This window comes from Flavobacterium sp. N502540, assembly GCF_025947365.1.
Lineage (GTDB): Bacteria > Bacteroidota > Bacteroidia > Flavobacteriales > Flavobacteriaceae > Flavobacterium.
On the sequence record NZ_CP110012.1, the window covers coordinates 418058 to 442713 of the forward strand.

27 protein-coding genes are annotated in these 24656 nt (G+C 35.3%); 15 read left to right on the forward strand and 12 right to left on the reverse strand.

Annotated features, from left to right (window positions below):
- Positions 1-12 precede the first annotated feature (12 nt).
- Together OLM58_RS01835 and OLM58_RS01840 are read left to right on the forward strand one after the other, a co-directional pair.
- A complete protein-coding gene (locus OLM58_RS01835; protein ID WP_089076434.1) occupies positions 13-1092 on the forward strand; it encodes an HlyD family secretion protein in 1080 nt (359 codons plus the stop codon).
- A 4-nt stretch (positions 1093-1096) separates the two neighbouring features.
- On the forward strand, positions 1097-2683 hold the full coding sequence (locus OLM58_RS01840) for an MDR family MFS transporter (protein WP_264530981.1): 1587 nt from the start codon (positions 1097-1099) through the stop codon (positions 2681-2683).
- A gap of 185 nt (positions 2684-2868) precedes the next feature.
- On the opposite strand, the gene yaaA is transcribed toward OLM58_RS01840, so the two are convergent.
- Complete coding sequence (gene yaaA / locus OLM58_RS01845) at positions 2869-3627, reverse strand: peroxide stress protein YaaA (protein ID WP_264530982.1); 759 nt, start codon at positions 3625-3627, stop codon at positions 2869-2871.
- Positions 3628-4095: 468 nt separating this feature from the next.
- On the opposite strand from yaaA, the gene OLM58_RS01850 reads away from it, so the two are divergent.
- Genes OLM58_RS01850 through OLM58_RS01860 form a run of 3 tightly spaced genes read left to right on the forward strand, consistent with a single transcriptional unit; the run spans position 4096 to position 6960 of the window.
- A complete protein-coding gene (locus tag OLM58_RS01850; RefSeq protein WP_264530983.1) occupies positions 4096-4470 on the forward strand; it encodes a GxxExxY protein in 375 nt (124 codons plus the stop codon).
- A gap of 13 nt (positions 4471-4483) precedes the next feature.
- On the forward strand, positions 4484-5911 hold the full coding sequence (locus OLM58_RS01855; RefSeq protein WP_264530984.1) for a CCA tRNA nucleotidyltransferase: 1428 nt from the start codon (positions 4484-4486) through the stop codon (positions 5909-5911).
- A gap of 23 nt (positions 5912-5934) precedes the next feature.
- Complete coding sequence (locus OLM58_RS01860; RefSeq protein ID WP_264530985.1) at positions 5935-6960, forward strand: COX15/CtaA family protein; 1026 nt, start codon at positions 5935-5937, stop codon at positions 6958-6960.
- 256 nt (positions 6961-7216) lie between these two features.
- Here the strand turns inward: OLM58_RS01860 and OLM58_RS01865 are convergent, their stop codons facing one another.
- The 9 genes from OLM58_RS01865 to OLM58_RS01905 form a co-directional block, all read right to left on the reverse strand.
- Positions 7217-7984 (reverse strand): LytR/AlgR family response regulator transcription factor, encoded by a 768-nt coding sequence (locus OLM58_RS01865; protein WP_264530986.1) that lies wholly within the window; start codon positions 7982-7984, stop codon positions 7217-7219.
- Positions 7985-8020: 36 nt separating this feature from the next.
- Complete coding sequence (locus tag OLM58_RS01870) at positions 8021-8389, reverse strand: 2TM domain-containing protein (RefSeq protein ID WP_264530987.1); 369 nt, start codon at positions 8387-8389, stop codon at positions 8021-8023.
- Positions 8390-8407: 18 nt separating this feature from the next.
- The gene (locus OLM58_RS01875; protein WP_264530988.1) at positions 8408-8779 is read right to left on the reverse strand and encodes a 2TM domain-containing protein; all 372 of its coding nucleotides are present in this window, start codon (positions 8777-8779) and stop codon (positions 8408-8410) included.
- Positions 8780-8789: 10 nt separating this feature from the next.
- Complete coding sequence (locus OLM58_RS01880; RefSeq protein WP_233431378.1) at positions 8790-9095, reverse strand: 2TM domain-containing protein; 306 nt, start codon at positions 9093-9095, stop codon at positions 8790-8792.
- A 2-nt stretch (positions 9096-9097) separates the two neighbouring features.
- Entirely contained in the window at positions 9098-9427 is a 330-nt protein-coding gene (locus OLM58_RS01885) for a 2TM domain-containing protein (protein WP_264530989.1), read from the reverse strand.
- A complete protein-coding gene (locus OLM58_RS01890; RefSeq protein WP_264530990.1) occupies positions 9417-9731 on the reverse strand; it encodes a 2TM domain-containing protein in 315 nt (104 codons plus the stop codon). The genes OLM58_RS01885 and OLM58_RS01890 overlap by 11 nt, the downstream gene beginning before the upstream one ends.
- A gap of 2 nt (positions 9732-9733) precedes the next feature.
- The gene (locus tag OLM58_RS01895) at positions 9734-11092 is read right to left on the reverse strand and encodes a 2TM domain-containing protein (protein WP_264530991.1); all 1359 of its coding nucleotides are present in this window, start codon (positions 11090-11092) and stop codon (positions 9734-9736) included.
- Between the two features lie 20 nt (positions 11093-11112).
- Positions 11113-11736: a hypothetical protein gene (locus OLM58_RS01900; RefSeq protein WP_264530992.1), complete on the reverse strand. Its 624-nt coding sequence runs from the start codon at positions 11734-11736 to the stop codon at positions 11113-11115.
- A gap of 388 nt (positions 11737-12124) precedes the next feature.
- Positions 12125-14284 carry a TonB-dependent receptor gene (locus tag OLM58_RS01905; RefSeq protein WP_264530993.1) on the reverse strand — a complete coding sequence of 720 codons (2160 nt, stop codon included), beginning with the start codon at positions 14282-14284 and terminating at the stop codon, positions 12125-12127.
- A 137-nt stretch (positions 14285-14421) separates the two neighbouring features.
- On the opposite strand from OLM58_RS01905, the gene OLM58_RS01910 reads away from it, so the two are divergent.
- The 9 genes from OLM58_RS01910 to OLM58_RS01950 all read left to right on the forward strand — a co-directional run bounded on the left by OLM58_RS01910 (position 14422) and on the right by OLM58_RS01950 (position 20564).
- Complete coding sequence (locus OLM58_RS01910) at positions 14422-14880, forward strand: DinB family protein (protein ID WP_264530994.1); 459 nt, start codon at positions 14422-14424, stop codon at positions 14878-14880.
- An 11-nt stretch (positions 14881-14891) separates the two neighbouring features.
- The gene (locus OLM58_RS01915) at positions 14892-15350 is read left to right on the forward strand and encodes a YciI family protein (RefSeq protein ID WP_264530995.1); all 459 of its coding nucleotides are present in this window, start codon (positions 14892-14894) and stop codon (positions 15348-15350) included.
- Positions 15351-15359: 9 nt separating this feature from the next.
- The gene (locus OLM58_RS01920; protein ID WP_017495231.1) at positions 15360-15926 is read left to right on the forward strand and encodes a sugar O-acetyltransferase; all 567 of its coding nucleotides are present in this window, start codon (positions 15360-15362) and stop codon (positions 15924-15926) included.
- A 7-nt stretch (positions 15927-15933) separates the two neighbouring features.
- Positions 15934-16323, forward strand: a complete 390-nt coding sequence (locus tag OLM58_RS01925) for a VOC family protein (RefSeq protein ID WP_070907427.1) — start codon at positions 15934-15936, stop codon at positions 16321-16323.
- A 137-nt stretch (positions 16324-16460) separates the two neighbouring features.
- The gene (locus OLM58_RS01930; RefSeq protein ID WP_264530996.1) at positions 16461-17741 is read left to right on the forward strand and encodes a chloride channel protein; all 1281 of its coding nucleotides are present in this window, start codon (positions 16461-16463) and stop codon (positions 17739-17741) included.
- 6 nt (positions 17742-17747) lie between these two features.
- The gene (locus OLM58_RS01935; protein ID WP_264530997.1) at positions 17748-18350 is read left to right on the forward strand and encodes an HPP family protein; all 603 of its coding nucleotides are present in this window, start codon (positions 17748-17750) and stop codon (positions 18348-18350) included.
- A gap of 117 nt (positions 18351-18467) precedes the next feature.
- A complete protein-coding gene (locus OLM58_RS01940) occupies positions 18468-19007 on the forward strand; it encodes an IS1096 element passenger TnpR family protein (RefSeq protein WP_017495227.1) in 540 nt (179 codons plus the stop codon).
- A 94-nt stretch (positions 19008-19101) separates the two neighbouring features.
- On the forward strand, positions 19102-19461 hold the full coding sequence (locus OLM58_RS01945; protein ID WP_264530998.1) for a four helix bundle protein: 360 nt from the start codon (positions 19102-19104) through the stop codon (positions 19459-19461).
- Positions 19462-19505: 44 nt separating this feature from the next.
- On the forward strand, positions 19506-20564 hold the full coding sequence (locus OLM58_RS01950; RefSeq protein ID WP_017495225.1) for a nucleoid-associated protein: 1059 nt from the start codon (positions 19506-19508) through the stop codon (positions 20562-20564).
- Between the two features lie 85 nt (positions 20565-20649).
- On the opposite strand, the gene OLM58_RS01955 is transcribed toward OLM58_RS01950, so the two are convergent.
- Positions 20650-21231 carry a TetR/AcrR family transcriptional regulator gene (locus OLM58_RS01955; RefSeq protein WP_264530999.1) on the reverse strand — a complete coding sequence of 194 codons (582 nt, stop codon included), beginning with the start codon at positions 21229-21231 and terminating at the stop codon, positions 20650-20652.
- Between the two features lie 73 nt (positions 21232-21304).
- The gene (locus tag OLM58_RS01960; RefSeq protein ID WP_264531000.1) at positions 21305-22057 is read right to left on the reverse strand and encodes an SDR family oxidoreductase; all 753 of its coding nucleotides are present in this window, start codon (positions 22055-22057) and stop codon (positions 21305-21307) included.
- 227 nt (positions 22058-22284) lie between these two features.
- Between OLM58_RS01960 and OLM58_RS01965 the strand changes: the two genes are divergently transcribed.
- Entirely contained in the window at positions 22285-24654 is a 2370-nt protein-coding gene (locus OLM58_RS01965) for a GAF domain-containing protein (RefSeq protein WP_264531001.1), read from the forward strand.
- Positions 24655-24656: the final 2 nt, after the last annotated feature.

The window sequence follows — 24656 nt, forward strand, 5'->3', positions numbered from 1 at the left end:
TCGACAGCTCTCATGGAAAAGAAAAAAACAAATACTAAATTCATCATTATACTAGCCGTTTTGGTTTTAGTGGGCGGAACTTACGGAATAACTAAGTACATGCATTCTTTAGCTCACGAAGAAACGGACGATGCTCAAATCGAGAAAAAAATGAATCCGATTATTCCAAGAGTATCGGGATATATTAGTAAAGTATACGTAAAAGATAATGATTTTGTAAAAAAAGGTGATACTTTGTTTACGATTGATAAAAGAGATTATCAGTTAAAAATCGATGAGGCTAATGCTGCTTTATTAGGTGCTGAAGGACAATACGAAGCTGCAAAAGCTGATATTGGAAGCGCCAATGCAAGCATCTCTGTATCGGATGCGCAAATGAAATCTGCAACAGGTTCTATAGAAAGCGCAAAAATCAGATTAAGACAAATTACAAACGACTACAACCGTTACAATAATTTGTACAAAACACATACGATTACAAAACAACAATACGAACAGGCTCTGTCTGCAAAAGAAGAAGCTGAAAACCAGGTACGTGTTTTGCAAGATCAACAACGAGCTAGTTCTTACCAAAAAACAGTAATTCAATCCAAATCAAAAGTTTCTGACAAACAAACTGAAGTAGCTTCCGCTAATATCAAAAAAGCGAAAACAATGTTAGATGTTGCTCATTTAAACCTTAGCTATACGGTTGTAACTGCTGCAATTGACGGTCAGGTTTCTAAAGTAGATATTCAACCGGGACAATTAGTTCAACCGGGACAATCTTTATTTTACATCATCAACAACAATGAAGCTTGGGTTGTGGCTAACTTTAAAGAAACACAATTGAACAAAATGGTTGCCGGACAAAAAGTAAGTCTAAAAGTTGATGCTTATCCAAACTATGAGTTTAAAGGAACTGTAACTTCGTTTTCTCCTGCAACAGGATCACGTTTTTCTTTATTACCTCCTGATAACGCAACCGGTAACTTCGTAAAAACAATTCAAAGACTACCCGTAAAAATTAGTTTAGACGAATCAAACGATCCGGAGAAAGTAAAATTACTAAGACCAGGGATGAATGTTGATGTAGATGTACATTTAAAATAAAATAATGGCAGCAGTACAAGCAGACGAAGATTTAGTAGAATACGGATACAGACGTGTCATCATTACGATTACGGCAGTACTTTGTGCCTTGCTTGAAATTGTAGATACGACAATTGTAAACGTAGCACTAACAGACATGCGAGGTAGCCTTGGCGCTACTTTAACTGATGTGGCCTGGGTAATTACAGCATACGCCATCGCGAATGTGATTGTAATTCCGATGACGAGCTGGCTTTCGCAACAATTTGGAAGACGTAATTATTTTGTGGCTTCTATCATAATATTTACGGTCTGTTCCTTTTTATGCGGAAACGCCACCAACATATGGGAACTGGTAGCCTTTAGATTTGTTCAGGGTATGGGTGGAGGCGCCTTACTCGTAACCGCACAGACCATTATCACCGAAAGTTATCCTGTAGCAAAACGTGGAATGGCTCAGGCTATTTACGGAATGGGGGTAATTGTTGGACCAACTTTAGGACCGCCATTAGGAGGATATTTAGTAGACAACTACTCCTGGCCTTATATTTTTTACATTAATATTCCATTGGGGATTATCGCTACAATTTTAGCTTTAACGTTTGTAAGAAGTCCTAAATATGGAGAAAAATTAAAAGCCAATCAGGTTGACTGGTGGGGAATTATATTGCTTGCAGCCTTTATCGGGTCTTTGCAATTCGTTCTGGAGCATGGACAACAAGACGATTGGTTCAACGATTCAACTATCATAACTTTAAGTGTGGTTACGGTTTTAGGATTGGTCTTATTTATCTGGAGAGAGCTTACTTATAAATATCCCATCGTAAACTTAAGTGTTCTAAAGGACGGAAATCTTAGAATAGGAACCGTAATGTGTTTCATTCTTGGTTTTGGTCTGTACGGATCTACTTTAATTATCCCAATCTACACGCAGTCTATTTTAGGATGGACCGCAACAGATGCCGGATTATTATTGATTCCGGGATCTATTACCACAGCAGTCATGATGCCTTTTGTGGGGAATATGATTCAGAGAGGAGTTCCTCAGGGATATATGGTGGGAGTAGGATTTTTGGTCTTCTTTTTCTTCACCTTTATGATGCAGACCCGAATGACACCCGATACCGGAGTTGAACATATGTACTGGCCTTTAATTTTAAGAGGAATTGGTTTAGGATTACTTTTTGTACCTATTACTACACTCTCTCTATCTACCTTAAAAGGAAAACATATTGGTGAAGGAGCTGCTTTTACCGGAATGATGCGACAATTAGGAGGTTCTTTTGGTATTGCAATCATTACCACTTTTATCACCCGTTTGAGTCAGGAACACCGAGTGAACTTACTAACCAATTTAGATCCTGCAAACTACGATGTGCAACAACGTATTGCCGGAATGCAAAGAGCTTTTATGTCTAAAGGATATAGCGCAGATGTTGCACTGAAAAAAGCCTATCAGGTACTGGAATATTCTGTAATGAAACAAAGTACCGTAATGGCTTATATGGATATTTTCATGTATCTCGGAATTATGTTCTTATGCTGTATTCCAATTATTCTTTTAATCAAAAAAGGAAAAAACAAGATTAATCCTGCCGATGCAATGCATTAATAACAATTGATTTATAATACGTAAAAACGCCGAATTCAAAAATCGAATTCGGCGTTTTTCTTTTAAATATATTCGATCCATCATAAAGGGATTAAAATCCCTCCCTACAATATGATTCGAGCCTACTGCTCTTCAAAAAATCTCAGAAACTTAGCATCTTAGTCACTTAGAACCTTTAAAAAAATCTATCTCGTAAAAACCAGATGATTCCCCTTCGAAAGGTTAGCATCAAACTGATAACCTTCGTAATTAAATCCTTTTAAATCTTCAATAGTTTCAGCATTAGTATCAATAATATAACGCACCATCATCCCTCTAGCCTTCTTCGCAAAGAAACTGATCATTTTGAGTTTTCCGTCTTTATAATCTTTAAAGTCCGGCGTGATCACAGGAACTTTTAAAGCTTTCACATCTACCGCTGAGAAGTACTCGTTACTCGCTAAATTAACAAACAACTCTCCTTTAGATAACTCTTTATTTAATGCTTTTGTCACAGTTGGTTTCCAAAACTCGTGTAGATTTTTATACTCCCCTACCGATAATTTTGTTCCCATTTCCAGACGGTAAGCCTGCATTAAATCTAATGGTTTCAAAACTCCGTAAAGTCCCGACAGAATTCGAAGTTTACTTTGAAGAACGTCCAGTTTCTCCACCGGAATAGTATAAGCATCTAAACCAGTATAAACGTCTCCATCAAAAGTATACACTGCCGGACGGGCGTTTTCAGGCGTAAACGGTGTTTTCCAATCCTGATTTCTTTTCCAGTTCAAATCAGATAACTTATCTGAGATCGACATTAATTCTGATAATTCAGCAGGTTTTTTAGTCTTTAATATTTTATGAACCACGCGGGCTTCTTTTAAAAAAGCAGGTTCTGTATGTTGAGTAGTAGGTAATTCTTTTTCGAAATTTAATGACTTCGCAGGCGATATAACAATTTTCATGTGTGCATTTTTATATACCTCAAAAATACAAATTGAATTTTTAAAAATAACAGATCTGAATTGATTTGTTCGATCGCATTATAAAGGTTCCTTTTCGCCACGAATTCACGAATTAACTTTTTTAAATTAAATAAAATCCGTGAGTTGTTTCGCATATTCACATTACTAAATATTTATTTTGCCACAAATTTTCGCTAATTTCTGTTTCTATACCTAATCTAATTCACAGAAATTCGTGTAATTAGTGGCAACCTTTCTTCTATTAATAAAATCCTAGCACACAAACTGTGAATTTATTCAAAAAAGTGAGCCTTAGATTATAATAGGCATTTTCTATGTCGTAAATTTGCAACCATAAAATTCCAAAAACATTTTCAATGCAAAATTGAAAGTTGTATTCTAAATAATAGCCACGAATTAACTTTTTTAAAATAATTCGTGAATTCGTGGCAGAGAAAAATTTAGATCATGACAAAAATCTTGTACCAGCTGGAAAGTTATCAAATAATGGGAATTTTATTTGATGTTCATAGAAATTTAGGTGGAGGCTTTTCTGAAATCGTATATAAAGATGCTTTAGAATATGAATTTAAGAAAGCGAATATTCCATTTGAAAGAGAAAAAGAATATTTGGTAAACTATAAAGACATAATATTGAATCACAGATTTTATGCTGATTTTATTTTGTTTGATAAAATTGTACTTGAAGTAAAATCGAGTGAATTTTTACATCCAAAATACATTTCACAATGTCTTAATTATCTCAAAGTTTCTAAAACGCATTTAGCAATTTTAGCGAACTTCAATTCTGTCTCACTTGAATACAAACGTATTATTTTATAAAATTAGTGAATTCGTGGCTATACAAACAAATTATAAAACTGCTTTACAACATAAAATCTTCGATATCATTTCGAAGGCATCCCGGGAACTCAACGTTGACAGTTACGTCATCGGAGGTTTTGTTCGGGATTTACTTTTAAACAGAGGTTCAAAAAAAGATATTGATGTTGTTGCTGTAGGCAGCGGTATTGAATTGGCTTTAAAAGTTTCTGAATTATTGCCCAACAAACCAAAGGTACAAGTTTTTAAAACCTATGGAACTGCCATGCTTCGTTTTGAAGATACCGATATTGAATTTGTCGGAGCAAGAAAAGAATCTTACAGTTCAGACAGCCGAAATCCAGTAGTGGAGAACGGAACTCTGGAAGACGATCAAAACCGTCGTGATTTTACGATTAATGCTTTGGCTTTATCATTAAACGAGGAAAACTTCGGAGATCTTTCTGATCCTTTTAATGGTTTGTCTGATTTAGAGAACAAAATCATCAAAACCCCTTTAGATCCGGACATCACTTATTCTGATGATCCACTGCGCATGCTGCGTGCGATTCGTTTTGCCACACAATTGAATTTCGAAATCGAAGAAAATTCATTAAATGCCATCACAAAAAATGCCGATCGCATTAAAATTATTTCAGGTGAGAGAATTGTTGACGAATTAAACAAAATTCTCTCCACTCCTAAACCTTCAACTGGCTTTTTGCTATTGTACAAGACGGGACTTTTAGATTTAATTTTACCTGAATTAACAGCATTAAATCAAGTCGAAGAAATTGAAGGTCATACTCATAAAAACAACTTTTATCACACACTGGAAGTGGTCGATAATATTTGCCCGAATACAGACGATGTATGGTTACGCTGGGCAGCTTTATTACACGATATTGGAAAAGCACCTACAAAACGTTTCAATAAAAAACAAGGCTGGACTTTTCACGGGCATGAGTTTTTAGGTGGGAAGATGACTAAAAAAATCTTCGAACGTCTGCACATGCCGTTGAATCACAAAATGAAATTTGTGCAAAAAATGGTTATCATGAGTTCGCGCCCGATTGTTTTGGCTGACGACATCGTAACCGATAGTGCAGTGCGCCGTTTGGTGTTTGATGCCGGTGAAGATGTCGAAAATCTAATGACTTTGTGTGAGGCAGATATCACCACCAAAAATCCGTCAAAGTTTAAAAAATACCATAAAAACTTCGAAATCGTCCGCAAAAAAATCGTTGAAGTCGAAGAACGCGATCATGTTCGTAATTTTCAACCGCCCATTTCGGGTGAAGAAATTATGGAAATCTTTGATTTGAAGCCTTCAAGAGAAATCGGAATTTTGAAAGAAGCTGTAAAAGAAGCAATTCTCGAAGGTGACATTCCAAATGAATATCAGGCTGCTTATGATTTTGTGATTAAAAGAGCTGAGAAGTTAGGCTTAAAAAAAGTATAAAGAATTAAGTATTATTTTATAAAATGAAAAAAGAAAATAAATCAGTAATCATCTGGTTGCTATCAGGTTGTGTTTTACTATTTTTAATGGTTGTTGTTGGCGGAATTACCCGTCTGACCAACTCAGGTTTATCCATGACCGACTGGCATTTGGTAACGGATACTTTTCCTCCACTGACAGAAGCAAAATGGAATGAAGCATTTGAACAATACAAGAAATTCCCTGAATATCAAAAAATCAACATACACAACGATTTTCAGCTTTCAGATTATAAATTCATCTATTTCTGGGAATGGTTTCACCGCTTTATCGGTCGTATTATCGGACTGGTTTTCTTTGTCCCTTTTGTTTATTTTTTAATTCGAAAAAAACTCGATCGTCCAACCATAAACAAATGTATTGTTCTTTTGGCAATGGGAGGTTTTCAGGGGTTCTTAGGCTGGTTTATGGTACGCAGCGGATTAATCGATAATCCGGATGTTAGTCATTTCAGACTTTCTCTTCATCTTACTTTTGCCTTTATTACTTTTGCTTATACACTTTGGGTTGCCTTAGATTTAATTTATCCGGAACGCAATGTTTATAAAATAATTCCGCTTCGTAATATCGCAAGAATTGCTCTTGTCGCTTTACTGATTCAAATTATTTACGGCGGATTTGTAGCCGGTCTTAATGCCGGTTTAATACACAATCACTGGCCTTTAATGAGTGACGGACAATTTATTCACGATTCCGTTTTTATTGAACAATCTACTCTGGTTAAAAACTTAATCGAAGGAAAAAGCGGAGTTCAGTTTGTACATAGAACTTTTGCTTATGTAGTAGTGGCTCTTATCCTTTTCTTATATTACAAAGGAACTCAAGTTTCTCTTACCAGAAATCAGTCTAAAGGAATCAACGTTCTTCTTGTTTTTGTTTTCATTCAGTTCTTACTGGGCGTTTTTACACTTTTATACAGCGTCCCTTTAGCTTTAGGATTAATTCATCAAATTATGGCCTTTTTCCTTTTGAGTGCCATGACCTACACTTTGCACCGATTAAGTAAATAATAACTTAAATTATACAGAAAGAGCTGGAAAAAAATTCCAGCTCTTTTTTTATACCAATATATGCTTAAAATATGTGTTGGGCCTATGGCTTTCTATATGGGACGCATTAATTTTGGACGGATTAAAATCCGTCCTACAAAATGTGTCGAGCTATGGCTCTTTTCTTAAATTATTGAACCTACTGAAACACATCAAAAAATTCCGAAAGAATGGCAAATAATACAGCACGAGATTTTAATCCATTGAAATAAAAAAATTACCCCAACCAATTTTTAAAGTCCTGCACTTTCTCGCGGCTCACAATTACCTCATCCTCTTTATAAGTAGGTAAAATTACCTTTAACCGTGAATTGGTATAAACTTGAATTTCTTTTATGGCGGTAAGCGGAACAATGAATTTTCGGCTAACGCGAAAGAAATCTTTTTTATCGATTTCCTGCTCCAGGATTTCCAAAGTCGAATCAATTAAATAATTTCTATTATCAAAAGTATGAATGTAGGTTCCTTTATTTTCACTAAAGAAACACTCAATTTCGTCTGTTGTAATAACCTTTAAATGCTGTCCAATTTTAACCGTAAACCGTTTTTTATAATTCTTTTCAAAAGGGTTCGACAACATTTGGCGAATTTGTTCAAAATCAAGCTGCAAATTTGAAGTATCCGCAGTTGTTTTAGGCAATCTTGTTCTGAATTTCGCAACAGCAACTTCCAGATCATCTTCATCAATGGGTTTTAAAAGATAATCAATACTGTTTAATTTAAATGCTTTTAGGGCGTATTCATCATAAGCCGTGGTAAAAATAATGGCGCTCTGAATATTTATTTTTTCGAAAATTTCAAACGATAAACCATCAGACAATTGAATATCCAGAAATATGAGATCCGGATGTTCATTATTTTCAAACCAATAAACGGATTCTTCAACAGAATGTAACATGGTCTTTACAGCAATATCTAACTTTTCTAGTTTTCGTTGTAGTAATCTTGCTGCCGGTTTTTCGTCTTCTATAATTAATGTGGTCATTTCGTAAGATGCAAAAATTAAAAATTCAGTTTAAAATTACTTCCATTTATTTTTATTTTCAGCCTCTTTCTTCATTATTTTTTGAATTTTCTTTTGCTCCCAATCTCTATTGAAAAAAACATCAGGGCCAAAAACGGAAATTCCATGAATCACTAAAGCAATTCCCCAAAAAAATGCAGTCGAGTAAATTTCCCAATCACGGAATCCTCTAATTACAAAATGATCTCCTACATAACTTTGATTCAGACTTGAAACAATGATGATAATGTTCACCAATATATAAACTCTTAAATGTGAATAAAAGCCTTTAATTCTTTTTACTTTTTTGTATGCCAAATTGAAACTTTCGTCTGTACTAAACTCATGTGAATAATCTTCGTACATCTGTCTTCTAAACTGTCCCATATTATTTTGATTTAAAAATTATTGCCATTTTGTGTTATTGTTCTGTGCCTCTCTATCCATATATTTTTGGATCTTTTTTTGTTCCCATTCACTGCTGAAAAAAATATCAGGACCAAATACGGTGAAAGCATGAATGACTAAAGCTACTCCCCAGCAGATCGCTGTCGAATAAGTACGCCAGTCTAACAATCCGTTTTCATAAACACTATGACTGAAATAATCTCTGTTTAAATTAGAAACTATAATGATGGCATTCACAATCAAATACACTTTTAAGTGTGTGTAAAAGCCTTTGATTTTCTTCACTTTTCTGTAGGCTAAATTATAACTTTCGTCTGTACTAATTTCATCCTTGTAAACTTCGTACCTGTCTCTTCTATATCGTCTCATTTTACTATAATTATTGCCATTTATTTTTATTCTCTCTCTCTTTTTCCATCAGTTCTTTGATCTTTTTCTCTTCCCAGTCTTTTCCGAGAACCGGAAACACTTTAAAAACTTTCAGACCGTGAAAAACCACTCCAACTCCCCACCACATTAAGGGCCAGTAAAACCATAAATGCCTTGGTGATGTATAAAGATTGATAAAAATCAGAACAAGATTTACAATAACGTATGCGGTTAAATTGCCATAGAAACCTTTGATTTCCTCCACTCTCTTCTTGGCGAGGTAATATTTATCCTCTTCATTCAAATTTACTTCCATGATTACTCCCATTTTTGTTTTTTTTCTTTTTTCTCTAAGATGCTCTTCATTTTACGCTCTTCCCACTCTTCTCCAAAAATTTTAAAAGAAGCGAATATCTCTATTGCCGATACCACAAAAACAGTGGTCCAGATACTCATGACAAATCCGTTCAGATATTGTACAGGAAAAATATTAAGTGGAAGTCCAAAATAATCTTTTAAAATATAAAGTATAAGACCTGCACTATAGAAAATCACATGGGTGTAAAAAGCCTTTAACTTCACCACCTTTTTACTTGCCATCTTTTGAAGTTCGAAATCTTCCTGTTCCTTATTAAAATTAGTTTCCATAATTATTCTCAGGTTTTCTTAATTTTTCTTTTTCCAAAATTTCTTTGATTTTCTTCTCTTCCCAATCTTTACTGAAAAAGGGCGGAATATCAAACACTGTCAGTCCATGAATGACTACTCCTACTCCCCAACCCAAAACGCACCAGACAAACCATAAATATTCAGGAGAGGTTATAAGATTTATTGTTATCAGAATAATGTTTACCATAATGAAAACCGCCAGATGCTCGTAAAACTCTCTAATTTCTTTTACTTTTTTCTTGGCCTGATAAAAACGTTCTGCTTCTATAAAATCCTTTTCCATGGCTACTTCCAGTTTTTTTGTTTGTTTTCACGTTCCAGAATCTCTCTTATTTTTCGTTCTTCCCAATCTGAGCTGTACCCAAATACTTTAAAAGCATGCATGACAACTCCAAACCCCCAACCTAAAGCCGAGAACCAAAACCACTGAAATCCAGGAGAGTACCTCAAATTTATAAAAATTAAAAATGGTACCACACAACAATATGAAATTACGTTACCGTAAAAACCTTTTAGTTCCTCTACTCTTTTCTTAGCTCTGAAATAAGCTTTATTTTCATCGCTATATTCTGCACTTGTTTCCATAACTGTAATTTGTTTGGTTAAAATTGGAATTTTTACAGTGAAATTTTCTTCGTTTTGTTCAATCAGAACCTTTCTATTAGTTACAATTGAATATCGGTTAACAATGTTCTGCAATCCTACTCCCTGTCTGTCCTGTAAAACTTCTTTCTTCTGAAAATCATTTTGTATCGCCAGATAATCTCCCTCTACAAAAATCCTGATATGCAACGGTTTTTGCTCGCTAACGATATTGTGTTTTACCGTATTCTCTAATAAAAGCTGCAAGGATAGCGGAACTACTTTTGCATCGGGATTAATATTTGTCGTTGGTAATTCATAAAACAAACTGTTCTCGAATCGCATTTTAAGCAAATTCATATAGGTTTTAGCAAACGACAGTTCATCTTCAACAGAAACCAGCTCTTTGTCTTTTTGCTCTAAAACATAGCGATAGATTTTAGACAAAGATGTTGTAAATCGTTGTGCATTATCCGGGTTTTCTTCAATTAAAGAACTAAGAACGTTTAAACTGTTAAAAAGAAAATGTGGGTCTATTTGATTTTTTAAACTTTCGAATTTAGCATTTGCCGTTCCTGCAATAATTTTTTGCTGTGTTACCTCAAATTTGGATGCCTGTTTCCACTTCACCATAAAGCTTCGGGCCTGCATAAAAGTGGATACTCCGAGAGACAGAATCACATAAAAGAGGTGAGCCCAAATCATCCTTTCACTAAAAAACTGATCCGGCGGAAGATGCTGAACAAATACACAAACAACATAATTGATTCCCAAAACAACCGGAACGGTATACAATATAGTAATCAAAATTCCGTAGTACACCCTTAGATTGGTTTGTTCCAGCCAATCCCACTTTTTGTCTAAAAGAACGTTAATAAATCCATTGCCAAAGCCCAGTCCGAAAGAATAAAGGCAGCTTATTCCAAACGTATACAATACATTTTTCACGTTTAAATCGGTGCCTAAAAAAGCGCAGAACAAAACGGTAAAGACCATAGAAATCTTGAAACACATAAGAGTTCCACTTTTTAATTCAGCAAACGAGTTTCTATGATCTTTCATTCTATTCTTTTGGTATTAAATTATTTTTTACAATTCTTTTGCGTTTCCAAAGCTCTTTCTAATCCCCATTTTGGAGAAAAAGGTGTCGCTGGTTTAAAAGTAGCAAAAAGTTCGACAGCTTTATCCACTTGTGCACATAACGGTTTGGTATCAACCCCTGACCATTTTGCTCCTCCAATCTGATAATCCGCTTCACCAAAAACAATTCTCGGATTATTCGGATCTATCGCTTTTCCTTTTGCATAAGCTTCCATCACCTTAGCCGAATATTTCATTCCGTTTGTCATTGGATCAGCTACTACCCACGCTGTATAGATTAGAGCCTGCATTGCATATAATTCGGCATTATTTTGATCCTTAATAAATTCCGTATCCAGTGCATCTTGCGCTTTCGTCAGCAGCAAATCGATTTTCGTTTTATCTTTTTCAGAAAATGCTGCTGTAGTGTTGATTAAGGCTACATAGTAATTTGGCAGGTAACTGTTTTTTTCTGCTGCTGCAATTCTTTCAAACATAGCCGAAGCTTCCGTATTTTTTCCTTCTTTCCAAAGCCCGAAAGCTTTTCCCATTCCTTGTTCAAATTGTGTTTGTGCAGATATTAAACTGCAGATAAATAAAGTAATAATGGTAATAATCTTGGTCATGATTTCTTGTTTTTAAAGTTGTTAAATATTTTAAATTTTGATAATCTAAGTTTTTATTGATGATTAAAACTCTTTTTTTTTAGGTTCAAAGGTTCAGAGTTCCAAAGCGGCAAAGTTTTTATTTTCTTATCCGTTAACCTTTGTCTATTTGTTCCTTTTAATTTATACTTCAAAAGTATATCGGATTTTATTCTTTTAAAATTAAATGATACCGAGTTGTTGATTTTGATGACTGAATTGTTTTTTTCTGAGGTGCAAAGATGCAAAGCTACAAAGGTTCAAAGATTCTAAACCTGGCTAAAGTATTTCTTGCACGAACCTAATTATGTCCTTCAATTTTCAAAACCTTTGGACCTCTGCATCTTTGAACCTTTGTAACTATAAAGCTTTAAAGATTCTTCAACTGATTCTCGTTTTTATTCTGACTGATGGTCCAGAAGAAACCAACGAAGAAAAAGCGATCTGCGGTTGGTATAATGGCTTGTCTGTTATAAACTCCGTTGGTATCGGGATTTCTTGCGTAATCATATCCAAAAACATTTTGAGTTCCCAATACATTTGAAACAGAGAAATACAGGATTTTTTGAGTGGTTAATAAATAGGCCCAGTTGAAGCTCAAACTATTATACGCTTTTGTTCTTCCATTCATGAACTGTGTCTGATTTGGATCGTTGTACGGACGTCCGGAGCTGAAACTGTTCGTAAAACCAATCTGAGATTTCCAATCGGTAATAAAATATTTGGTTACGACAGACAGAGTATGATGAGCCACAAAACCAGGAGTTACCATCGCTGGAAAATTCTTGTACTGTCTCTCTGAATCGATATAAGAATAAGAAATCCAGTATTCCAGGTTTTTATGCAGATTGCTGTCTCTCCAAAACAAATCCAATCCTTTTGCATAGCCCGAACCGTTGTTGTTGAAAACCGAATTATACTGAATATCTCTCGTATTGTATTGTACTAAATTGCTATAGTCTTTATAGTAAGCCTCTGCTCTAAAAGTTTGCCCCGGTTTGGTGAACTGATAATTCAAGATATAATGTCTCGCTTTTTCACTTTCAAACTGATGGTATTTAGAGTATTTAATATAATCGACTACTGGTGTCTGTGTAAAATCTCCGTAAGCAAATGAAAACTGACTCGTTTTCGAAATTTTATAAGCCAAAGAAGCTCTTGGAGCAATGTTTGTTTCGTTTAGCAAGCTGTTATTCGAAAGTCTGAAACCTACTTTTGCAGCCAGTTTTTTCGAGAATAATATATCTCCTTCCGTATAAAAAGCGGCAATATTAGAATCGTAGCCATTTGCTGTTTTTATAGTATTATTATCCGTATAATTTTCATTAAACTTTGTGATGAAATAATCGGCTCCAAATGACAACTTGAAATAATTCGAGATGTTTTTTCTCAATTTTAATTTTAGCTGAGCTGCATTTTCATTATTGTCCACATCATTAATATCAAACTTAATTTTGTTTTTGCTGTATCCGTAACTAACTCCTGATGTGAGTTGCCAGCCTGTTCCAAAATCTCCTTTATACGATGCATTCAAATAAAAGTTATTGTTGTCCAGATCCGTTCGGATAGGATTAGCGAAATTGACATTTTTCTGATTCAAATCGAATTTCTCCGCATCAAAAGCAGCGTAGAATTTAAAAATTCCTCTCTCAAAATTATAGCGATATACAGCCTCACCACCCAAAGACTGATACGGATTATTCCAATCTACGTTTTGCGGAATTACAGCCTGGTAAGGTGCCAGATTAATATAATTGGTATTGATACTGAACGAACTTTTTTTCCATTTTTGAGTATTCCCTACTCCCAAACCTACAGTCATTAAAGCAATATCCGTTTTATTCTGATCCGGTTCATCCTGAGTGTTTAGCAACAAAACGCTTGATAAGGCTTCACCATATTCTGCAGAATATCCTCCGGTTGAAAACGCAATTCCGCTAAACAAAAATGGCGAGAATCGGCTTCGGGTTGGCAAATTATTAGTCGTTGCACCATAAGGCTGTGCGACACGAAGTCCGTCTACAAAAGTTTGTGTTTCGCTTGCCTCACCTCCACGAACAAATAAACGCCCGTCTTCGCCAACGCTTTGTGTTCCCGGTAAAGTTTGTAATGCTGCAATAATGTTTCCCGCAGATCCGGCGGTAGTCACAATATCCAGAGGTTTTAAAACTGAAACTCTTGCTTTATCCCCCGATTCTAATGTCCCGGCGGTGATAACAACCGCATCAAGTGCATTTACATTCTCTCTCAGTTTCACTGTTTGATCTTTATAATTGGCAACGTCTATTTCCTGTTTGAATGTTTCGAAAAGCAAAAAACTCACTACCAAAAATTTATTTCCTTTTTCGCTGGTTTCGAATGAAAAGCTACCGTTTTCAGCACTTGTTGCGCCGTCATAAGTTCCGTCTATGTAAATATTAGCCCCCTGAACCGGCTTTCCTTTTTGATCAACAACTTTTCCTGAAATCGTATTCTGGGCAAAAGTAAAAATGGTAAATAATAATAAAATAAAAGTAATTTTGGTTTTCATGATTTTGGTTTTTGATAGAGCAAATGTATTTTAACATTTCCTGTTAAAAAATATTAAATAACCCAATTGTAGAATTTTAAGGATGAGTTGTAAATATCTAATTTGTATCTTAGCTATGAATTCTAAAATCTTCATTTATGTCAGAAAGCAAAAGAATTTCAAATCTGTATCAATCCATTTATAATGGAGATCCATGGCTGGAAGTTAACTTAACCAAAACTTTAGAAAACGTAACTGCCGCACAGGCCTACCGGAAAATAAATCCTAACTTAAATACCATTTGGGAAATTACCAACCATTTGATCCAATGGAGGAGAAACATTCTAAATCGTATGCAGGGAGAGACAGTAATAACACCGGATCACAACTATTTTGTGCCTGTCTTGGACCCATCAGAAGCGGCTTGGGAGCAATCGCTTCAAAGTCTGGCAAAATCACAGGAAGCCTGGAATACTTTCTTTCAGGATTTTGATGATGCCGATTTGGCTAAAATTTATGTAAATAATGGTCATACTTATTATGAACATCTTCACGGAATTATTCAGCATGATGTGTATCATTTAGGACAAATTGTTATCTTGAAAAAACTTCTTTAAATAAGTATGCTATGAAAAAATTGTTTTCAATTTTTGCTTTATTGTTTTTAATCACTATTGGATACGGTCAGGAATCAGAAACTAAATTTGATGAAAAACTGGCTAAATCTCTGAATGCCGACGAATATGGAATGAAAAAATATGTCTTCTGTCTTTTAAAATCCGGAAGCAACACCACTGCATCCAAAGAAGAAAGCAAGAAACTGTTCGAAGGTCATATGGAGAATATCGGAAAATTAGCCAAAGAAGGAAAACTGGTTGTTGCCGGTCCTTTTATGAAAAACGACCGAAATTATCGAGGCATCTATATTTTTAATGTTGAAACTATAGAGGAAGCAAAAGCATTGGTAGCAACAGATCCTGCCATAAAAGCCAATCTGCTTGAAGCCGAATTAACCCCTTGGTATTCCAGCGCTGCTTTGCAGGAAACTTTAAAAATACACGACAAAATTGCCAAGAAAAAAATATAAAAACACTTTATGAAAACTGAGAAGGAAAAAATGATTGCCGGAGAATATTATCTGGCCGGTGACCCTATTTTAGTAAAAGAACGCCGAAAAGCCAAAAACTTACTGCACCGCTTAAACGTTACTGAATATCGAATGACCAAAAAAGCCAAGGAAATTTTAGCAGAATTGATTCCGAATGCAGGCAAGAGTTTTTATATCGAACCTCCTTTTCATTGTGACTATGGTTACAATATTTCATGTGGCGATAACGTTTATTTTAATGTAAACTGTGTTGTTTTGGACTGTGCTCCGGTAAATATTGGATCAAATGTGTTTTTTGCGCCAAACGTTCAAATTTATACCGCCACCCATCCGCTTGACGCTGAACTTAGAAAAACACTCGAAAATGCTTTACCTATTTCTATCGGAGACGATTGCTGGATTGGCGGAAATACGGTAATCTGTCCGGGTATCACCATCGGAAAAGGCTGTGTGATTGGTGCGGGATCAGTAGTGACCAAAGACATTCCGGACAACTCGCTGGCCGTTGGAAATCCGGCAAAAATTATTCGAAAATTAAATCAGGAACCCCAATAAAAAATCAATGCTTACCTTAAATAAAGTTCACCATATTGCCATTTTATGCTCGGATTATCAAAAATCTAAAACATTCTATACCGAAGTTCTGGGACTCACTATTATTAGAGAAGTCTATCGCGAGGAGCGTCAATCCTACAAACTCGATTTAGCTCTGAATGGTATTTATGTCGTCGAATTGTTTTCGTTTCCTAATCCGCCAAAAAGGCCTTCAAGACCCGAAGCTGTTGGCTTGCGTCATTTAGCTTTTGAAGTCATTAACTTAGAGGAAACCATCGCTTTTTTAAATACTAAAAACATCGAATCAGAACCTATCCGAATCGATGAATTCACTGAAAAACGATTCACTTTTATTGCCGATCCTGACGAATTACCCATTGAATTTTATGAAAGGTAAGATCAAAACGAGCAGAAAACATTTTCTTTAACGGATAACTTTAACACAATATAGGGAGCGATTTGTATTAAAAACCGAATTTGATTAACTAATTTTGTAATCCGCATAAAAAATTGCGATTTCAAAATCGATCTCTGATGAACAAAACGGCGAAAATCAAAAAAAATCATCAATTTATTGTCCTCAAAAAATTAGTTATTGTTTCCATATTAATTGGCTTTCTTTCTGCCTTTTTAGGAATCTCACTCAAAAAAATTACCGAATATTACGAAGAAATTTTCTTTCATGAAGTCTCCGTAAATCCTGTTTTTTATATCATCTTCCCCGTTTTTGGATTGTCCGTTATTTACTTTCTCAGACAATATCTCTTTAAGAAAAAAGAAAACAAGGGTATTAAAGAGGTTTTCGAAAGTACCAAATCCTCTTCCAAAAACTTGCCTTCTTATAAAATTCCGTCCCATTTTATCAACGGATTACTGACGGTCATTTTTGGAGGCTCTACCGGAATTGAAGTTTCAACCGTAGTAGCCACCGCCACCATTGGTTCTGTTGCACAACAAAAAGAAAATGTATTTCGTAAATACAAGACCGAACTAATATGTGCAGGAGTTGCAGCAGGAGTAACCGCTTTATTCAGCAGTCCGATTGCGGGAATTTTATTTGCTTTTGAAGTAATCTCCAGAAAAGTAACCCGCGCTTTTATTATTTCCAATATTATTGCTGTTTCCATTGCTTTTGGTTTGCTCACCATCTTAAAAGAAGAGCCACTGTTTGCTGTATCTATTACCACCTGGCATTTAAAAGCCATTCCTTACTTCATCCTTTTAGGAATTCTGGCCGGAGTAAATTCCGTTTATCTGACCCGTTGTGTTTTATTTTTTAAATCTCAATTCTCACGAATCGATACGCATTATTATAAAATCTTAATTGGTTCAGTAGTTTTAAGTATTTCTCTTTTTATTTTTCCTCAATTGTATGGAGAAGGATATCACGCTATAAAAGGAATATTCAGCACTACTTCTGAAATTCCGTTAACTATAACTTTATCGCTGACATTGATTGGTATATTGATTCTTAAACCAATTGTAACCTCTATCACACTGGCTTCCGGAGGCGATGGCGGTGTATTTGCACCAAGCTTGTTCATTGGTGCTTTTTTAGGGTTACTGTTGGCATCTGTATTGAATACCTTTTTTCACGTACACGTAATTCCGGTAAACTTTATGATTATTGGTATGGCAGCTGTATTGAGTGCCAGCATCCATGCCCCTTTTACAGCAATATTCTTAGTCTGTGGCTTAACAAACGATTATACTTTATTTTTGCCAATTCTCGTAGTTTGCCTGATTTCTAAATATACCGCAAAAATGATTTATCCGTATACCGTATATTCTTATTCTCCCAGCATTTCAAAATAATACATCATGCCCGTTCCAAACATAAAAAGAGGTTACCGCAAAACACGTTACATTCTTTACAAAGAAACTTTAATTGACTACAAAGAACATTTTTGGTCGTTTCTGGGATCTTTTGTCGGAATTGGAATTCTCGCTTATCTGGAGTCAATACATTTTGGAGGAAGCGACCTTGTTTATCTTATTGGCTCATTTGGCGCTTCAAGTGTTTTAATTTACGGGATTATTCAAAGTCCGTTTTCACAACCCCGAAATTTAATTGGCGGTCATTTGATTTCAGCTATTATTGGGGTTTCCGTAAATAAATTAGTTCCGGATATTGTCTGGATCGCCGCACCTTTGGCCGTATCACTTTCTATTATTTTCATGCAGATTACCAAGACACTTCACCCACCCGGAGGAGCCACTGCGCTTATCGCGGTCACCGCTTCCCCGCAAATAAAAAATCTGGGGTATATGTATGTGCTGTCTCCAGTATTAGTTGGAGTGTTGATTTTATTTGTGACCGCTTTAATTTTCAACAACATGACTTCCAGCAGAAGTTATCCAAGTCACAGCACCTACCACAAACACTACCATAAGATTAGAAAACGTCTGAGTAGAAAGGCATAATAAGAGTTGCCAATCTTTCTCTTAAAGCAAAGAAAAATCTTTTCAACAATTCGTAAATCAAAATTCGTAAATCGTTAATTATACTTTACCTTTGACCTTTCAATAAAAACAACGATTATGGTTTATAAATTTAGAGTAATTCTAGACGCCGAAGAAGATATTTTTAGAGACATTGCTATTCTTGAAGACGATACTCTTGAGGATTTACACAATGCTATCTTCAACGCTTTTGGTTTTGACGGAATGGAAGTGGCTTCGTTTTATACCTGTGATGAAACCTGGAATCAGGAAGACGAGATTCCACTTTTTGATACGGGTGACGTTCCCGGTGAGCAAAGAACGATGGGCGATTATCCGTTATCTTCTATTTTAGACGAACAAAATACCAAAATTATCTATGTATATGATTTCATCAATATGTGGACATTCTTAGTTGAATTAGCTGCTATTGAAGATCAAATCGCAGGAGCTCCATATCCTGAAACATTATTCTCACATGGAGAAATGCCGGACGAAGCTACAGAAAAGAACTTTGAAGCAGACATGCACGACGATATCTACGGAGAATTTGAAGACGATCTTGATGAAGATGATCTTGACATGTTCGAAGGCGATGACAGCTTTGAAGATTACGGATTTGAGGAGAATTGGAATTAGTGTAAGTTGCTAAGGTTCTGAGATGCTAAGGTTCTAAGATTTTTATTTTGAGAGTTTTTTCTTATTTTTAATTTTTCAAATTAAAAATATTTTCATGAGTAATTTTAGAAATCTGCTTATCTGGCAAAAGTCAATGGCTCTCACAACCAAAATTTATTTTTCAACAAAACATTTTCCAAAAGAAGAAATCTTCGGATTAACTTCACAAATTAGACGCTGCTCTATCTCTATCCCCAGCAATATTGCGGAAGGATTTGGAAGAGAAAGCGACAAAGATCTTTTACGTTTTTTGAGTATTTCCATTGGATCATTGTTTGAAATGCAAACCCAACTTGAAATTGCAAAAAACATATCTTATTTAAAAGAAGACGATTTTAACAATCTATACGAGGACAGTCGCGAAGTAGAACGAATGTTAGTTTCTTTTATAAAAAAAATAAAACAAAGAAACTAAACCTTAGTAACTTAGCATCTAAGAACCTCAGCACCTAAAAAAATATGATCAACTTATTCAACACCCACATCGATACGCTTGCGATACACCGCGTAGGGAACAAAAGCAGAAACGAAGCGATTTTTTTATCGGAACAACCATTTAACTTAAATGATGAAATTGTTCCTTTGATCAAAGAGTACTTTTTTAAGCCTTTCAGAGAGAAAGAGGAAAACTATTATCAGTTTGCACACGAAGTTGATTTAGACTACAACGATATGTTTAAATATGCGACAGAAATTTTTAGCAACCCTGGCAACTTACACGAGGTTTCAAAAAAAATTACTACGCACCTATTCGAACAATCCAATCACCCGCATATTAAAAACGGAGAGGTTTATATCACGTACCTGACCAATTTAAGTATCGACAATAATGTTGTGGATGCTATTGGAATCTTTAAAAGTGAGTTACAAGCTGATTTTTTACAATTTGAAGAAAAAGAAAGCAATCTTGAAATGATCCTGCAACAAGGAATCAACTTAAGTAAATTAGATAAAGGATGTTTGATTTTTAACTATAAAAAAGAAGAGGGATACAAAATCCTAACCGTTGATAGCAACCGTTATGACGCACGTTACTGGTTAGAGCACTTTTTATCTGTTGATGCTTTTGAAGACGAAAACTTCATCACTAAAAAATACTTAAAATTCTGCCAGAACTTCGCCAAAGATGTCGTTTTACCGGCAGAAGACAAAAAAGAAGAAGTAATGTTCATGAACCGATCTGTGAATTATTTCGCAAAAAACGATCAGTTTGAAGAACAAAATTTCTTAAACGAAGTATTAGACAATCCTGAATTAATTCCTGAATTCAAAAACTATAAAGTGGATAAGGGAGAAAAATACAGCATCGAAGATGTAACCTCATTCCCTATTGCCAACGCCGCAGTTTCGGACGCCAGAAAATCGATCAAAAACGTGATTAATCTGGACACACACATTCAAATCAAAATGGATTTTATCAATCCGGAAAGTGCTGAAAAATTTGTTGAAAAAGGCTGGGATGAAGAAAAACAAATGTATTACTACTTAGTGTATTTCAATAAAGAAGAGAAAAGCTAAGAGTCATTCATTTTCTATTACTTACTTAAAATAAAAAACGGCAACTACACTAGTAATTGCCGTTTTTTTATGCTTCATTCCAAAGTTACAATACTGAAAACATCGCTTTCAGAATATCATCGTAAACCTTCTTATTGTTCTCTCCGGAGCGAGCCAGTACCCTGATTCCGGTATAATTATTATAGATAAAACGGGCCAGCATTCTTGCTTCTAATTGCGTTGAAATTTGTCCTGCCTGCTGTCCTTTTTTTACCGCTGTCAAAAAAATCCCCTCCACTGTTTCCCGATTATCGCTCACAATTTTAGCAATCTCTTCGTCATGCATTGCGAGTTCAACAGCAGCATTTACTACAAAACACCCCTTTGTCATTCGGTCATCCAGACTTTCAAGAACCGCCTGTTTAAAAATCTGGGTTAAGGTTTCTTTTATATCTTCTGATTGGTTCAAAAGGTTTCTTGTGGCTTCCTGCCCATGTTCCAGATACCTTCTTAAAGCTTTTGAAAAAAGTTTCTGTTTGTCTCCAAAAGTATCATACAAACTCGAACGACTTAACCCCAAATGCGTTACCAGATCCTGTGCCGAAGTACCGTTATATCCTTTACACCAAAAAATTTCTATAGCTTTATCCAGAGCCTTATCCTCATCAAATTCTTTTGTTCTGGCCATAACTTCATAATTAATTTCTCTTACAAAGATACGAAAAATTACGGAACGATTGTTCCGTAATTAGAGCAAAAAATTAAACCACGGTGTTTACAGTAAGCCCTCCGTCAACCACAATTTCGGTTCCTGTAATAAACGAAGCATCGTCTGAGGCAAGAAAAGTTACCGTCTTAGCAATCTCTGAAGCTTTACCAAAACGTTTCAATAAAATTTTATCGCTTAACGCTGCACCAAATCCTTCGATTTCTGCTTTTTCTAATCCTAATTTTCCAAAAATAGGCGTTTCAATAGGTCCTGGTGAAATCGCATTAATTCTGATATTTCTGGGTGCCAGTTCTGTTGCAAAAACACGGTTTAAAGATAACAGAGCCGCTTTACTTGCCGCATAAACTCCCGAGTTTTCCATACCAACATTGGCATTTATTGAGGTATTAAAAACAACAGAACCTCCGTTGTTTAAAATAGGCAACAACTTTTGAAGCGTAAAATAAACTCCCTTAACGTTCACATCCATAATCGAATCATAATGACCTTCTGAAGCAGATTCCAATGGAGCAAAAGAAGCGATTCCGGCATTTAAAAACAGGATATCAATTTTACCAAATTTGTCTTTTACTTCGGCAACTAAACGGTCAATTGATTTTAAATCGGATTGGTCCGATGCAATTCCGGTTACTTTCAATTCAGCTTCTGCTTTTGCTAAGGCTTCTTTGTTTCTTCCTGTCACAATTACTTTTGCCCCATTTGCTGCTAAATCCGCAGCAGCTGCATACCCTATTCCACTATTTCCACCTGTTACAATGGCTACTTTATTCTCTAATTTTTTCATTTTACTTGTTATTAAATTACTGATTATTTGATTATTCTGATACAAAGATACAATAACGGAACGATCGTTCCGTTATTAATTACGTTAATATTTTGTTAAACAAAAAAAGATTGCTTTTTACCCCTGCTATTGACAAGCTTTTGCTCTATGCTATCATAAAGGAAAGAAATAATGAAATGCCAAAAATTCTTAATTTATGCTTAAATTTACAGTCTAAACCAATTCAGATGGATATTCTTTTATACAACGAAAGTCCTTTCGAAACGATCATCTCCTTTCATAAGCTTATCGAATCTTTCGAACAAATTGCTTTGTCGGATGTTGATTACAGGGCTAACTACGCAAAAGCCATTTTAAAACAAATAGAAGCACTTCCGGAACTTCGAACCGGAATTAAGGACTACGCCACCATTAAGGACAATGAAGCTTTAATCAAAAACCTGTTGGCTGATATCTTCCCGACTGCGTTAACGAATAACGAAATAAAAGCCGTTACTATACCTTTTCAAAATTTATCATTCAATTATACCGAACGTTTTAAAAAAATCCTCAGTAATGCAGGATCTGAGTTTGATATGGAAATTCGTGATTTTGACGATCATCAATTTTATGTCAACAACTGCTGTATTATTTTAGGAGCGTATTACAAACAACGTCTTGACTTTAATAATCCTTTCTTCTATGATATACCGGATGAAAATGGAATCGAAAAACACTATCGCATCCTGTACAATGCCGATTTCATGGAAGTCATTCCAACAGAAAAATCAATCTCACTAACCCAGGACGATATCGATCTGTTGCTGGACAACTACAACGATCTTGAACTTTGGAAATCAAAATTTCCGAAGGGAAGCTGGATTCTGAAAGGTTTTGGAATTGTTTCTTTGTTTGATGCAACTACAGAAAGTGCTATTTCAAATCTGAAAAGTAATCTGTTAAAGCCTGATTCGAAAGCGGCTGCCACAAACGAAATTGTATTCAATATTTTTAAATCGATCTTCAAAATTCCTGATTTAAAAGTCGGCTTTATAGTTTATAATCCGGAGGAAGAGAAATTTATACGGCCGATCAAATTTGACACTCAAATGCAAAGTTTTCTACTTTCAAAAGATCAGGAGATCGATTGTAAAAATGCTTTTTTTGGCTGTACTTTCGAAAAATTATTGGACAATAAAGAACCTTTGGTGATTTCTAATGTCGAAAAATTCATTGCAGAATCACCCAATATAAAATTAGGGGAACATTTATTAAAGCAGGGAATCCAAAGCTGCATCTTTGCTCCGGTGGTAAAAGACGGGCATTTATTAGGGGTAGTAGAACTGGTTTCATCCGATATAAAAGCGCTCAACACGATTAATGCAAAAAAACTCGAACTGGTTCTGCCGTATCTGACCGATACGATTGATCGTTACAATACGGATATGCAGCATCAGATTGAAGCCATTATTCAGCGCGAGTATACCACCATTCATCCAAGTGTGTATTGGAAATTCAAAAAAGAATCGCAAAACTATTTCCAAAATATCAATCATACCAAGGATTATATTTTTAAGGAAATTGTGTTTAAGAACGTATATCCGCTTTATGGGCAAATTGACATCAAAGGTTCTTCCGAACATCGAAATGAAACGGTTAAGATCGACCTTAAAAATCAATTGACTGCTTTGCTGAAAATTTTCGAATCTCAGAATGCAAACCACAATCTGGTCCTTTTGGAACAGCGCAAATTTGAACTGGAATCTTTTCGGGACGAGCTTGACGCTCCTTTAAAAGCAGATACCGAGCAATATATTCAGCGATATATTGAAGAAGAAATTCATCCCCTTCTAAAAAACACGAAAGAAACAGAAAAAAGCGAAAAACTCGAAAAACAGTATTTTGAAAGTCTGGATGCTAAGAGCGGATTGTTTTATCAGGAGCGAAAGAAATTTGATAATGCGATGTCTATTATCAACAAAAAACTAGCATCGGTTCTGGACAAAAAACAACTCGAAGCACAACAGATTTATCCACACTATTACGAACGATTTAAAACAGATGGTGTGGAGCATAACCTCTACATTGGGGCTTCTATTGCGCCAACTCAACCCTTTGATATGATGTATCTACACAATTTACGCTTGTGGCAGTTACAAACCTTGTGCGAAATGGAACTTGAACATCATCAGCTTAAAGAATCACTCCCGTACGAACTGGATGTGACTTCTTTAATTTTAGTGTTTACTTCTCCGCTTTCGATCCGTTTCAGAATGGATGAAAAACGTTTTGATGTTGACGGAACCTACAATGCCAGATATGAAGTGGTAAAAAAACGTATCGACAAATCGAATATCAAAGGCACAAAAGACCGCATTACGGAAAAAGAGAAAATTACAATTGTGTATTCTCAAAACAGTGAGGAAGCTGAATATTTGAAATACATCAAATACCTGCAGCACAAAAAAATTCTCGAGCCTTCCATCGAACAATTTGAAGTTGAAGACCTTCAGGGAGTTTCGGGTCTAAGAGCCATTCGTGTTAAAGTAATCAATAACAATACAAATCCCATAGCGAAAAAAATTACCTATCAGGACTTACTAGATGAGCTCAACTAATT